The 12,151-nt window shown below is 71.5% G+C and carries 11 protein-coding genes; 4 read left to right on the top strand and 7 right to left on the bottom strand.

Going from position 1 to position 12,151, the window contains the following annotated elements; translation table 11 throughout:
• Positions 1-17: 17 nt before the first annotated feature.
• The gene (locus tag NR792_RS03420) at positions 18-1,361 is read right to left on the bottom strand and encodes an ankyrin repeat domain-containing protein (RefSeq protein WP_375758625.1); all 1,344 of its coding nucleotides are present in this window, start codon (positions 1,359-1,361) and stop codon (positions 18-20) included.
• A gap of 100 nt (positions 1,362-1,461) precedes the next feature.
• Between NR792_RS03420 and NR792_RS03415 the strand changes: the two genes are divergently transcribed.
• The gene (locus tag NR792_RS03415; RefSeq protein ID WP_375758624.1) at positions 1,462-2,487 is read left to right on the top strand and encodes a methyltransferase; all 1,026 of its coding nucleotides are present in this window, start codon (positions 1,462-1,464) and stop codon (positions 2,485-2,487) included.
• A 101-nt stretch (positions 2,488-2,588) separates the two neighbouring features.
• Positions 2,589-3,917, top strand: coding sequence for a peptidoglycan-binding protein (locus tag NR792_RS03410; protein ID WP_375758623.1), 1,329 nt, complete (start codon positions 2,589-2,591; stop codon positions 3,915-3,917).
• Positions 3,918-3,945: 28 nt separating this feature from the next.
• Here the strand turns inward: NR792_RS03410 and NR792_RS03405 are convergent, their stop codons facing one another.
• The 5 genes from NR792_RS03405 to NR792_RS03385 form a co-directional block, all read right to left on the bottom strand.
• A complete protein-coding gene (locus tag NR792_RS03405; protein WP_375758622.1) occupies positions 3,946-5,847 on the bottom strand; it encodes a hypothetical protein in 1,902 nt (633 codons plus the stop codon).
• Positions 5,844-6,689: an anti-sigma factor family protein gene (locus NR792_RS03400; protein WP_375758621.1), complete on the bottom strand. Its 846-nt coding sequence runs from the start codon at positions 6,687-6,689 to the stop codon at positions 5,844-5,846. The genes NR792_RS03405 and NR792_RS03400 overlap by 4 nt, the downstream gene beginning before the upstream one ends.
• Positions 6,686-7,225 carry an RNA polymerase sigma factor gene (locus tag NR792_RS03395; protein WP_375758620.1) on the bottom strand — a complete coding sequence of 180 codons (540 nt, stop codon included), beginning with the start codon at positions 7,223-7,225 and terminating at the stop codon, positions 6,686-6,688. The genes NR792_RS03400 and NR792_RS03395 overlap by 4 nt, the downstream gene beginning before the upstream one ends.
• A gap of 121 nt (positions 7,226-7,346) precedes the next feature.
• The gene (locus NR792_RS03390) at positions 7,347-7,973 is read right to left on the bottom strand and encodes a hypothetical protein (RefSeq protein ID WP_375758619.1); all 627 of its coding nucleotides are present in this window, start codon (positions 7,971-7,973) and stop codon (positions 7,347-7,349) included.
• 244 nt (positions 7,974-8,217) lie between these two features.
• Positions 8,218-8,736, bottom strand: coding sequence for a DUF3592 domain-containing protein (locus NR792_RS03385; RefSeq protein WP_375758618.1), 519 nt, complete (start codon positions 8,734-8,736; stop codon positions 8,218-8,220).
• Between the two features lie 146 nt (positions 8,737-8,882).
• Here NR792_RS03385 and NR792_RS03380 point away from each other — a divergent pair, with 146 nt between their 5' ends.
• Positions 8,883-9,335 carry a YciI family protein gene (locus NR792_RS03380; RefSeq protein WP_375758617.1) on the top strand — a complete coding sequence of 151 codons (453 nt, stop codon included), beginning with the start codon at positions 8,883-8,885 and terminating at the stop codon, positions 9,333-9,335.
• A 54-nt stretch (positions 9,336-9,389) separates the two neighbouring features.
• Positions 9,390-9,749 carry a hypothetical protein gene (locus NR792_RS03375; protein WP_375758616.1) on the top strand — a complete coding sequence of 120 codons (360 nt, stop codon included), beginning with the start codon at positions 9,390-9,392 and terminating at the stop codon, positions 9,747-9,749.
• Between the two features lie 68 nt (positions 9,750-9,817).
• Here NR792_RS03375 and NR792_RS03370 read toward each other — a convergent pair whose 3' ends face one another.
• Positions 9,818-11,974, bottom strand: a complete 2,157-nt coding sequence (locus tag NR792_RS03370; RefSeq protein WP_375758615.1) for a DUF4082 domain-containing protein — start codon at positions 11,972-11,974, stop codon at positions 9,818-9,820.
• Between the last annotated feature and the right edge of the window lie 177 nt (positions 11,975-12,151).

Genomic DNA, 12,151 nt, shown 5'->3' with positions numbered 1-12,151 from the left:
CGCTCACGCGGGCCTGCTCAGCGGGCCCCCAGGCTCCTCAGCAGCTCCACCATCTCCGGGCTTCGTTGTGCGGCCTCGAGCAGGGTCTTCTTCCCGGGCGTCTTGCGATGGACCTGCGCACCGTGCGCCACCAGGGCCCGGATGGCGCGGTCCGCGTCAGGGGAGTACTTCTCGTGGGCGGCGTAGATCAACGGCGTCCACCCCCTGATGGAAACCTCCGCACGGGCTCCCGCCTCCAGCAGGAGCGGGACGCACCGCAAGCCCTCACTCGACCGGGTCGCGGTATGGAGCAACGCCTGCTGGTCCTGGCCCAGCGTATTGGGGTCGGCGCCCGCCTTGAGCATGAGGGCCAGTGCCTCGCAGGCGCCCCGGGAGGCCGCCTCGCTCAGGGGGCCGTATGAGTTCGGCTCTCCCTTCCAGGAGAGGCCGCCCTCCAGCATCGTGCGGACGAGCTCGGGGTCCATCAGCGCCAGCCTCAGCGCCGGGGAGTCCTGGGTGCCCTTGGGCATGTGGCGCATGAGGAGCGCGACCATGGGCGCGTCCTTGCGTTCCACGGCCCGATACAAGGCGGAGAGCCCCTTCTTGTTCTCGCGCGCGTTCGCTCGCGCGCCTCCGTCGAGCATCGCCTGGACGCGCGCCCTGTCGCCCTGCTCCACCGCCTGCACGAGGGCAGGGTCTGTCCGCGCGGCGAGGTCTTCCTTCCGCCGCGCCTCGATGCGCCTGTCGAAGGCGCGGTCCTCCTTGCGCGCCGCCTTCAGCGCCGTCGCGAAGTCCGCCAGCATCGTGTCGGTGACGGGCCAGCGATTCCTGGAGGTCACCTCGAACCAGGTGCGATCCGTGCTCCATCCTCCCGCGACGATGAACCGCGTCCCGAGCGCGGGGCCGTGGACCGGCTCCTGGGCCCGTTGCATCGCTTCCTCCATGGCGCCATTGCCGCAGAAGTGGTCGCCGAGCGACTCGCTGAAGACCGCCGGGAGGGGCTGGGGCTGCGGCTCGCCGAGGATGACCTGCTCCACCGCCAGGGCCACGCGCGGTGGCCGCGTGAAGGTCGCCCCCTGGTCATGCACCTGCGTCACCCGGACCACGTACAGCTCGCAGTCCGCGAGCGCCGTGGGACGAATGGCTTCTGACGGGTACACGGTCCGCTGGTTCGTGCCGGCAACCTGCTCGTGTCGCCACACGCGCCCCATGATTCGCCCGCAGTGCCGGCCGCCCCAGTCCTCCCTGTTGGCGGGGAGCTCGCGGGCGACGTCGCGCTCGGGAACATACGACCCGGCCCTGGCAGGCCCGCTCACCAGGACGCCGGTGACGACGAGTGGAAGAACCCGTCTCGTGAGGACGAACGACCAGGGCTGGGGCATGGGAGCGAATCTAGGACAAGGCCCGCCCGTGCGTCATGACGCGACCCCTCGCGTCGCTGGGACGGTCCGGAACCGCATTGAACGGGATTAGACTCCTGCCATGAAGAACACGCCCGACACGAATCCGTTTCCCGCGCTGCAGCTCCATGCGGCCATCACCAGTTACTGGCGCACCCAGGTCATCGGCACCGTGGCCCGGCTGGGCATCGCGGACCTGCTCGCGGGAGGCCCCCGCGACAGTGATTCGCTGGCGGCCGAGCTTGGCGTCCACCCGGGCGCCCTGTTCCGGCTGCTGCGGGGCGGCCTCACCGTCGGCATCCTGGAGGCCGTCTCCGAGCGGACCTTCGCGCTGACACCGATGGGCGAAGGGCTGCGCTCGAACGTCCCTGGATCGCTGAGGGAGATGGCCATCACCCAGGCCGCCCCGGCGCACTGGCTGCCCTGGGGGCTGCTGACCGAAGCGGTCCGGACTGGAAAGTCCCCGGTGCAGGCCGCCCTCGGTTCGGACATCTGGGGGCACTTCGCTCGCAATCCCGAGGAGGCGGGGTACTTCGCCCAGGCCATGGGCAACCTGTCCGCCCTGGTGGCCAGTGAGGTGACGCAGCACATCGACTTCGCCTCCTTCGCCCGCGTGGCGGACATCGGGGGAAGCCACGGCGATCTGCTCGCGCACGTGCTGGCCGCCCATCCCTCCTGCCGGGGCATCCTCTTCGACCTGCCCCAGGTCGCCGAGGCCGCGAAGACGGCGCTGGAGTCCCGAGGCCTCGCCAGCCGCGTGGACGTGGTGGCCGGGAGCTTCTTCGAGCCCGGCATCCCCCCCGCCGAAGCCTACCTGCTCAAGCACATCCTCCATGACTGGGAGGACGACGCCTCCATCGCCATCCTGCGCCGGCTCCACGAGGCGGCGCCCTCCGGGGCCCGGCTCTTCGTGCTGGAGCTGGTGATTCCAGACAACCGGACGCCAGACCCGATGCACCTGATCGACCTCAACATGCTGGTGGTCGCCGACGGCCGCGAGCGCACCACGGACGAGTTCCGCGCGCTGCTCACCGCGACCTCCTGGAAGGTGGAGCGCATCACCCCCACCCGGAGCGGGGTCAGCATCATCGAGGCAGTGAAGGCCTGAGCGCTCGCCGGGCAAAGATTTAACTCGGCTTAACTCATCCGGATAAGGGCCGGACTCGATACTGGCTTCATCAGGGCCGTGGGGGCCCAGAGGGGGAAGCCATGTCACGCATCCAGAACAATCCGTTTTCATTCTTCACGCCGTCGGCTGCCACGCGGAGCACGCCTCCGCAGTGCCCGCCGGGGGCGCAGCTGGGACCGCAGCCCGAGCCCCCGCGCAACGTCGTTCGCGACGCCTTCGAGAGCGCGGTGAACGGCGAGGCGATGCGGCGGCTGCAGGGGATGGCGAAGCTGGTGTCCGTGGCCCGGCAGGGCCCCTTCCCGGGGTCCCAGCCGACGGGAGGCCCGCCCTCACTCACCGACGCCACGGGCGTGGGTGACGTCGCCATCAACCAGACCGACAAGGTCAAGGAGGGGCCCATCACGCGCCTGCAGAAGTTCCTTGAGGGCGCGGGCTACCTGGACATGGGAGGCGCTGCCTACGGGACGTTCGGGAACAAGACCCAGGCGGCCATCAAGGACTTCCAGACCGCGGAGGGCATCACCCCCGCGGACGGCAGGATGAGCCCGGCCACGCTGGCCGCCATGCAGCGCCCGCAGCACCCGGCCACGGACTCCACGATGGGCCTCCTGGCGGAAGCCTACGCGCCGCAGCTCGGGCGGCCCATGAGTCCGCTGGAGCCGGGCAAGGATGGCGCGATGGTGCAGCGGTTCGAGCGCGGCACCCTCACCCGCATGCCGGACGGCGAGGTGCGGGTGCAGGACCTGTCCGGCAAGAACCTGGTGCCCCCCACGCCCCCGAGCACCGTCAAGACGCTGGAGGAGGCGAAGGACCTCCACGTCGCCCAGTGGGGCAAGACGGGCTACAAGGACTTCAACGACGGCAGCGAGTCCTACGGCGGCAACGACTGCGGGCCGACCTCGGTGGTCATCGCGGCGACGGCCGTGGGCGCGATGGAGCATCCGGACGCGGCCGGAGCGGGCGAGGCCATCGACGGCGTGCGGGACAACATCCTCGACTACGACTCCTCGAAGTCTCGCAAGATGGACGTGGACGAGGTGGCCGAGGGGGTGAAGGAGGCCGGCGCCGATGCCACCATCGTGCGCAAGAACAAGGTCGACGTGGCGGTCGTGGACGCGGCGCTCTCGCGCGGGCACCCCGTCATCCTCGGAGGCAATCCCTTCGGCGACAACTCCCTCCACCAGGCCTGGGGGCCCACCGCGTATGCCGACGACAACTACCTGATGAAGAGCAACTTCGGCGGACACTGGGTGACGGTGACGGGCAGGACGGAGTCCGGCAACTACATCGTCAATGATCCGCTCTGCCCCAAGGGCCCCATCGAAGTGACGCCCGAGCAGATGGCCGAGTACGTGGATGGCAACCTCGGCATGGTGGAGGTGAGCCCGAAGCCCGTGCCTGTGTCGTGAGGCGATGACGGCGCGGTCGTGGGTGGCGTCAGAAGACGCCCCCCACGGCCAGCATCGCGCCCCCGGCGGAGGGCACCACGGCCACGCGAGGCAGGCGCCGCAGCTCCGGGTCCGAATTCCACTGCCGCACCAGGTGCTCGGTGGCGCTTCCCGTGTAATGGGCACGCAGCAGGTTCGACGTGGCACTCACCGCGGCGAGCAGCGCGGCGCGCTCGGCCTCCCTCACGTCGTGGCCCGGCCAGCCGTCCGCGCGCCGCACCTCGGCGATCCCCAGCAGCAGCGCGGACGCGCCCATGTAGATCCACCCCACCGTCTCCAGCCGGCGCCGGATGTTCCGCTCCTGCGCGAGGAAGCGGTTGAGCCGGTAGTCCACGCGCGCGACGGCGAGGCCCGGGTCCGCCGCGGCGTCCGCCTGCGACGCGTGGAACTCCCGCAGGAGGGCCTCGGGGTCCTCGCGCCGGAGCTGCTGGAGGAGGTCCGCGCCGCTGAAGAGCAGGCTCACGGCCAGCGCGGAGATTCCCTGGACCCGGCTGTCCCGGTCCCCCTCCGCCACGAGGAACGCCCCCGTGCCCACCGAGGACACCAGCGTCGCGCCGAAGAGGATGGTCTCCGTTCTGCGCCGGTCGCGCTCGATCGTGGTGAAGGTCTCCACCAGCTGCCGCATCCGCTCCCGCTCCGCCAGCGAGATGCCGTACACGGGCGCGGGCTCGGCCAGCCGCGCGCGCTCGAACGCGGCGAGCGACTCGGGACCGAAGGGCGTCGCGAAGAGGCTGCGCAGCTGCTCCTGCACCCCGCGCGCGGCCGGAGGCGCGGGCAGGGGGAGGCTGAAGCTCGCCAGCTCCACCGTGGCGCCGGGGGCCACCTCCCCCAGGGTCCAGGCCCGCGCGGTGTCGGGGCCGCCGGGGCGCTCCACCTCCAGGCCCCGCGCCACCCGGGGCGGCAGGCGCAGCGCCAGCGGCATCCCGGCCTCCTTGTTCAGGTCCGCCCACCGCAAGCCCTGGGCATCGCGCAGCGTGAGCCGCACCGGGGGGACGGCGTCCACCCTCAGCGTCACCGCTGAGCGCACCGAGCGCAGGTCCACCAGCGTGGCCTGGGGGCTGCGCCCCGGACCGAGCGCGAAGAGGCGGGGCCGGAAGAGCGGGTTGGGAATCTCCCGCGCCGCGATGCTCGCGAAGGCCTCCAGCTCCGCGTACGTGACGCGTCCGTCCGCGTCCGCGTCCGCGGCCCCCATCAGCCCCGAGCGCACCACGTGGCTGAAGACACCGGACTGCAGCTCGGACCACTCGTAGACCTCGGCCTCGGCGCTGGTGGACAGCAGCACCCCCACCGCGGGCAGCCGCTGCGCCAGGCTCCGCGTCATGTCCTGCGGCGTGGCATAGCGCCGCCCGCCCGCCTTGCGCGGGCTCACCACGAAGAAGGAGTTGCAGCTGTCCAGGATGACGTGCGCGCGCGTGGCGTCCACCTGGCGCAGCAGCGCCTGCAGGTCATCCGCGTCGAAGGCCCGGTCGCTCAGCTCCAGGAAGCCGCGCCCCTGGTCCACGTCGCCGTGGCCGGCGAAGACGAAGTAGAAGTCCACCTCGCGGCCCGCGCGCTTCACCTCGGCGATGCGCGCGGCCAGCGCCCGGGCCGCCTCCGCGACGTTCTGCGACGTGGGAGCGCGGACCTGTGGCTCCAGCGCCGGGAAGAGCCGGCGGGTGTCCGAGTCCAGCCCGGTGAGGAGCACCACGTCCCCGGGCTCCGTCAGCATGGAGAAGAACTCGTGGTACTTCGCCCCGTCGTCGTCCGCGTACTGCAGCCTCGCGCGGCCGGGCGCGAAGCCCTGGTTGTTGGCCACCACCAGCGCGAACACCGCGGGCGGCGAGGACGGCGCCTCGCCCGCGGCGGGGGTGGACAGAGTGAGCGCGACGAGCAACGGAAGCAGAAACCTCAAGGCGTGGACCCCGCTCCCGCCAGGACGACGGACACCGACTCCACCGCTGCCTCCGGCCACCGTCGCCGCAGCGCCTCCAGCGTGAGCCCTTCCGGCGGGAGCGACTCCACGTCCTTCACCCCCAACGGCGCGCGCGTGACGATGGACACGAGGCGCAAGGGCCCGGGCGCCGGGTCCTCCAGCACCACCACCTCCTCCAGCGCCCGCGCCTCCGCCGACGGCGCCAGCCGCACCGACGGCTCGTTCGCGTCCTCACGAAGGTGGGCCGGGTAGAGCCAGTGCACCTCGCCGCGCGCGTCCTGGGCAAAGGCCAGCAGGTACACCGGCTCACGTGTGTCCAGGTTGCGGTAGCGCACCCCGAAGCCCGCATCCGCCGGCACCACCGAGTCCGGGGCCAGCGGCGCGGCGCTTGTGCCCGGCCCATGGAAGGTGATGCCTACGCTCCGGCCCAGCGTCGCCGCCACTGGCCCGCCGCGCGCGGTCCACGTCCCCGGCCCTGGCCCCGGCCCGGGCGAGGGCCGCAGCATGAACACCGCCAGCCCCGCGGCGAGCGCGGCGGCCGCGGCCCCTCCCGCCCAGGGCCGGGCCCACAGTGGAATCACCCGCCGCTCCGCGGCCCCCGCGTGCACCCGGCGCATCACCCGCGCCACCGCCTCCTGCGTGGGCGCGGCGGGCTCCAGCGGCGCGGCGATGCGCGCGACGAGCGCTTCTGTCTCCCGCAGCTCGGCCTGGCAGCGCGCGCAGTCCCGGGCATGGGCCCGCAGCGCCTGCGCCTCTTCCTCGGAGAGCTGTCGGCCGACGAGCTGCGGCCACACCGAAGGCTCAGGGCATGCCGACATCATGGACTTCCTCCCGGCACCATTTCGCGGAGCTTCTTCAGCCCATGGAACACGCGCGAGCGCACCGTGGACTCGTTGCGCCCGACGATGCGGGAGATCTCCGCGTAGTCGAGCTCCTGGTCGAACCGCAGCAGCAGCACCTCGCGGAACTTCTCCGGCAGCGTCAGCAGGGCCTCGCGCACGCGCCGCCGCCGCTCGCGCTCCAGCAGCTGCTCCACCACGTCCGCGGAGGCCGGCGAGGCCACGGCCTCCACCCGGGCTCCGTCGGAGTCCTCCGCCTGCCAGCGTCCGCGCCGGCCCGCGTCGCGCACGCGGTTGCGGCACAGGTTGCGGGCCAGCGTGAGCATGAAGACGACGAAGGGTGCGCGGGGCTGGTACTCGCGGCGCATCTCCCAGACCCGCACCAGCGTCTCCTGCGCCAGCTCGTCCCCCTCCGCCGTGCTGCCCACGGACTTGCCGCAGTAGCGCGCCAGCCGCGGGTGATGCCGGCGCACCAGTTGCTCGAAGGCCTGCGTGGAGCCCCCGGCGGACAGGAGCATCAGCTCCTCGTCTGAGCGCGACTCGAGCCCGCGCCGGGCGTCCCCCGGAAAGGGCAGGACCGAAGGAGGGGCGGTGGCGGGATCCGACATGACGCGGGGGCGCGCAGACTAGCGGACCTTGCTACAGGACGGAAAAGCCGCCAGAGATGCCCAGGACGACACCGCCCGGCCGGGCGAAGCGCAGGTTCCGTTCCTCACTGTCGGTCAGCTCGCGCTCACCGCCCGTGCGGTACGTGGCGGGATCCAGGCGGTAGGCCCAGCCCGCCTCGAAGCCGAGCCATCCGCGGCGCCCCAGGTCCATGCGGTAGCCCAGCGAGGCATTGGCCGTGGTGACGGCGGAGCGGATGACGCTCACGTCCACCCCATCCTCCTCGCCGAGCCAGGTCGTGCGCCCCAGGTTGTGCGCCAGCGCGCCCTGGAGGAAGAGGCCGCGCGAGACGCCCAGCGGATACACGCGCGAGTGCGCGGTGAAGCGCACGCCCCACAGCCCTCGGCCCACGCCCGCCCCCACGGACAGGAAGTCCACCGGGCGCAGGTCGGCCATCAGGCTGAACCCCGAGACAAGGCCCTGGCCCCCGGCGTTGTTGACACCAAAGCTGCCCCCCACGTCGAGCCGGTGGCCATACGACGGGCCATTGCGGACGGAGCCGGGCGGCCCGGAGTCCACGGGCGCCTGGGCATGGGCGAGCGTGGACACGGTAAGGGCGGCGAACAGCGAGGCGGCGGTGACTGCGCGAGCAGGCTTCATGGGTTCTCCGGGGCCCGGTGTCGGGCCCGTGTGCCGTGAATGCCTGGAGAACCCCAGCGGCCGGCGCGCGTTTAAAACCTCCATTTCGGCCCGATTTTCCAGGCCACGCGAGCCCCCGACGTCCATCGCAGGGCACGCCTCGGAGGGAGGGGGGCGGTGGGAGGCCGCATGTTGTCCATTCTCGCCCGCCGCGCGAGGGAGCGGCTCCGGTCCGCGTCGGCGCGGCCGGGCTTGCAGCGTCGTGTCAGGGCGCGCGTCCGGGACGCGGGTGGCGGGCGGGGCCTGGCGCTCCGCGCGCCAGCGCCACGAGGTTCCCGATGGCCACCAGCACGAACACCGCGCCGCCCAGCATGACCACGTGGTTCACGGGTTCGGTGCGCCCGCACTGGAGGCACGCCACGGCGGGGTCGTCCGGGTCGTAGTGCACCGTCACCGGCAGGCCCACTCGATACTGGCGGGACACGGCCTGCGCGTCCGCCGGCCCTCCGGTGCCGGTGCCGTCGAAGGCCAACGTGTCGGAGGTGTACGGGGTGCCCCGCACCGCGTAGGCGTAGCTCACCACCGGGCGGTAGACGTGATGATCCGGGCCGCCGTTGAACGTGCCCGTGCTGAACACCGTCGTCCGCACGCGGGAGCCGGTCACCCTCCCCTGCACCGTGGGCCAGCCCTGGCTCGCGTGGGCGCGGAACACCCGCTGGCCTCCGCCGATCGCCATCGCCACGCCGACTCCCAGCAGGGCCAGCATCAAGAGCCATCGCATCATCGCATCGGTCCTCATCCGCCCGGTCCTGCGTGAAACATCAGCACGAGTACGAAGAGATCGCGAAGCAGCGTAAGCCGCGACGGTCGTCCGCTCCACGGGCAGTGTGTGGCGCGATGTCCGGCCTGCCCCCTAGCGTCGCCCGCACCATGCTCACCACCACGCTGCTGCTGCTCGCCCTCTCCTCCTCCCCTGCCGCGCCGAGCGCTCCGGCCGCGAAGCCCGCGGCCCCGGCCGAGAAGAAGTTCGAGTTCGACAAGCACTACCTCGTCCTGCTCAAGCGCGCGCCCAACGCCCCCAAGATGGAGCCCGAAGCCCTCCAGAAGCTGCAGGGCGAGCACCTCGCGCACCTCACCCGCATGGGGGAGAGCGGAAAGATGGTGCTGGCGGGCCCCTTCGACGAGCAGGACGACGTGGGCATGCGCGGCGCGTGCATCTACCGCACGGCCACGAAGCAGGAGGCGCGGCAGCTCGCCGAGCAGGACCCGATGGTCAAGGCGGGCCGGCTGCAGGTGGAGGTGCTCGCCTGGTACACCGAGAAGGGCTACCTCGCCTTCCCCAAGGCGCCGCCCGCGGAAGCACCGAAGCCCACGCAGAAGTAGCGCTGGAGGCGACAGGCCGCTGCCTCGGGCGACATGCTCGCCTATGGTAGGCGCATGAGGACCGTCGCTGAATGGAAGGCCACGCTGCGTGCCGCGCTGAAAGACGCACTGCGCACCCGAAATGCACCCGCCTCGGCGGTGCTTCGGGAAACGCTCGCCGCCATCGACAATGCCGAGGCTCCCGACCTGAGCGTCGCGCCTGAAGCTGTCGTCGGGGGCGCCATCGCCGGCGGCACGGAGGGACTCGGGAGCGGTGAAGTGGCTCGACTGCTCCTGTCCCCGGAAGCGGTGGATGCGCTCATCCAGCGTGAAGTCCAGGAGCGTCGCGACGCGGTGGCGCTCTACACCCAGCTCGGCAGGCACGAAGAGGCCCGCGCGCTGCAGGCGCAAGTCGAGGTGCTCCTGGCGCTTTGAGCGCCGCCGTCACGCCTGCCTCCGGTGTGGAGGCAGGCGCGGGAGACGGGGCCGCCCCCGTCAACGGCTCAGGGCAGCGGCGACAGCTGGATGTTGTCGAAGTTCGTGTCCCAGCCGTTCGACGTCGCCAGGGTGACGGACGAGCAGGAGCCCTGCCAGTTCGTCACGACGTGGGTCACCTGCCCCTGCGTCAGGGGGAAGGTGCGCGTGGGCTGGTTGAAGCAGCTCAGGGTGAGTGTCGCGCCCGCGTCCCAGGTGAAGGCGTCGAGGCCGACGACGGTCCGCTCCCCGTAGATCTGGAGCTGCCCCTGGTTCACTCCCCCGCCGTTGAACGAGACGCTCTTCGTGGTGAACCCGCCCCAGGGCGACGCGAGGTACCACTTGTTCTGCACGAAGTAGAAGGGGCCGCGGGGGCCGGTGATGGCCTCGTCCGCACCGTCGAAGGAATCGAAGGTGACCAGGTTCGTCGCGGGGCCCACGGGGATCGTCAGCGTGCTCGTGTTGTTGGCCGGAACGTTGTCCGTCTCGGAGGCCGCGACGGTCGCCTGGAACTGGAACGTCCCGGCGAGCGAAGGCACCAGCGTCATGCGGACGACGGCGCTCTGTCCGGCGGGCAGGCCCGTGATGTCGCAGTGCATGTTGTCGTTGGTCTGGTAGCCGCACGTGCCCACCGACGCGGTCGGATAGAAGGTGAAGGGCGCGAGTCCCGTGGGCACGGGGACGTCGAGGGTGAGGTTGGTGGCCGCCCTCGTGCCGTGGTTCGTCACCGTGATGTCATAGACGAGCGCCTCGCCCCGGATGCCTGAGCCGGCGGGGAAGGAATGCTGCACGGACAGGTCGACCGGCGACGCTTCGCCCGTCGCGGGCACGAAGGCGAGGTCCACCCAGAAGTTGGCGTTGTAATACGTGTCCGAGGGGAAGCCGCTGCCATTGAGGTGGCGCACGCCGTTGCCGCCGGCCGTGACCGCGGACGGGGCGTGCAGGGGCGGCATGTCCACGCCCGCGCTGGCGAAGTAGTGGGCCGTGATGCCGTAGTAGCCCCCGGGCGCGAAGTACGACACGACGTAGGTCGTATTCGCGGCGATGCTCACCGGCGTCGGGAACGCCAGCTCGCGCCAGCCGAAGCCGCTCTCCACGGGCGCCTGCACGGTGGTGCCCAGCAGCGTGCCGGTGGCGCTCCACAGGTGGCCCACGGCCGGAGGGGTGTCCATGCCGCTCTTGTAGTAGCGGACCTTCGTCACCGTGCCCGCGACGTCCGTGTGGAACTTCAGTCCCACCTCGGTGGGCGTGGCGTCCCCGTTGATGCCATGCGGATCACCCGTCACCACGTTCCAGAAGCTGCAGGGATTGCAGGCGGTGCTGGCGAGCGTGGTGGCGGTGACGGTGGCGGACGCGGGCCCCACGTTGCCGGCGGCGTCACGGCCGCGCACGGTGTAGGAATACGCGGTGGCGGGCGTCAGGCCGGTGTCGCGGTAGCTGAGGGTGGTGCCGGGCAGCTCCGCGATGAGCTGGCTGCCCCGGTACACCAGGTGCCAGCGCGCGTTGCCCCGCACCTCGCCACTGCCGTCCACGGACGCGTACCAGGTCAGGTCGATGGCGGTGGACGAGTTGGGCGTCGCCACCACGTTCGTGGGCGCCGTCGGGGGCGTGGTGTCATTGGGCTGGAAGGCCACGTCCACCCAGTAGTTGCTCGCGTTGAACGAGTTCGTCGGGAAGCCGCTGGTGCTGCCATAGCGGTAGAGGCCGTTGCTGGTGGCCTCGGCGTGCAGGGGCGGCGCGTCCAGCGCCGAGGCGAAGCCGTTGCTCGTCACCGCGTAGTGCCCCGCGGGCGCGTAATACGAGACGACGTAGTTCGTGTCGGCCGCGATGGTGACCGGCGTGGCGAAGCGCGCCTCCTGCCAGCCGGAGGCCGTCTCGTTCTGGAAGGTGACGGTGGCCAGCAGCGAGCCGGACGCCGACCACAGGCTGCCGGTGTGCGTGCCCGTGTTGCCCGGGCCCTTGTAGAAGCGCACGCCCATGATCCGCCCCGGCGCGTCGCTGCGGAAGCGCACGCCCAGCTCCACCGCGCCGCTGTCATCCGCGGCCGCCACGGCCGGTACCGCGGAGGCGTCGAAGAGGGCGCGCTCACCCGTCAGCAGCGGCTGCGCGGCCTCCTCGGTGCGCGGTGTCTCCGGAGCCGCCGGCTGCGAGGGACCACAGCCCGCCTGGACCCAGGTGAAACCCACCACCAACGTCGTGACCCATCGTGATGCATGTCGAAGCACTTCAGACTCCTTGGGGGGAAAGACTGGAGGTGAAATGCCACACCGATGGATTTCATGGAAGAAGGGCCCTTCCGGGATTGCGGTCCTGGCGATTCCTGAAACCCACTCCGCCCCCAGAAGCCTCGCGGGCAGAGGAAA

The sequence above is a fragment of the Corallococcus exercitus genome, from assembly GCF_042231735.1.
GTDB lineage: Bacteria > Myxococcota > Myxococcia > Myxococcales > Myxococcaceae > Corallococcus > Corallococcus exercitus_B.
This window is presented reverse-complemented; position numbering and strand designations above follow the sequence as displayed.

Bases quoted from the DNA above. Each gene is read 5' to 3' on its own strand.
- NR792_RS03420 (WP_375758625.1), bottom strand. From the start codon at position 1,361: ATGCCCCAGCCCTGGTCGTTCGTCCTCACGAGACGGGTTCTTCCACTC.
- NR792_RS03415 (WP_375758624.1), top strand. From the start codon at position 1,462: ATGAAGAACACGCCCGACACGAATCCGTTTCCCGCGCTGCAGCTCCAT.
- NR792_RS03410 (WP_375758623.1), top strand. From the start codon at position 2,589: ATGTCACGCATCCAGAACAATCCGTTTTCATTCTTCACGCCGTCGGCT.
- NR792_RS03400 (WP_375758621.1), bottom strand. From the start codon at position 6,689: ATGATGTCGGCATGCCCTGAGCCTTCGGTGTGGCCGCAGCTCGTCGGC.
- NR792_RS03395 (WP_375758620.1), bottom strand. From the start codon at position 7,225: ATGCTCCTGTCCGCCGGGGGCTCCACGCAGGCCTTCGAGCAACTGGTG.
- NR792_RS03390 (WP_375758619.1), bottom strand. From the start codon at position 7,973: ATGAAGCCTGCTCGCGCAGTCACCGCCGCCTCGCTGTTCGCCGCCCTT.
- NR792_RS03385 (WP_375758618.1), bottom strand. From the start codon at position 8,736: ATGATGCGATGGCTCTTGATGCTGGCCCTGCTGGGAGTCGGCGTGGCG.
- NR792_RS03380 (WP_375758617.1), top strand. From the start codon at position 8,883: ATGCTCACCACCACGCTGCTGCTGCTCGCCCTCTCCTCCTCCCCTGCC.
- NR792_RS03375 (WP_375758616.1), top strand. From the start codon at position 9,390: ATGAGGACCGTCGCTGAATGGAAGGCCACGCTGCGTGCCGCGCTGAAA.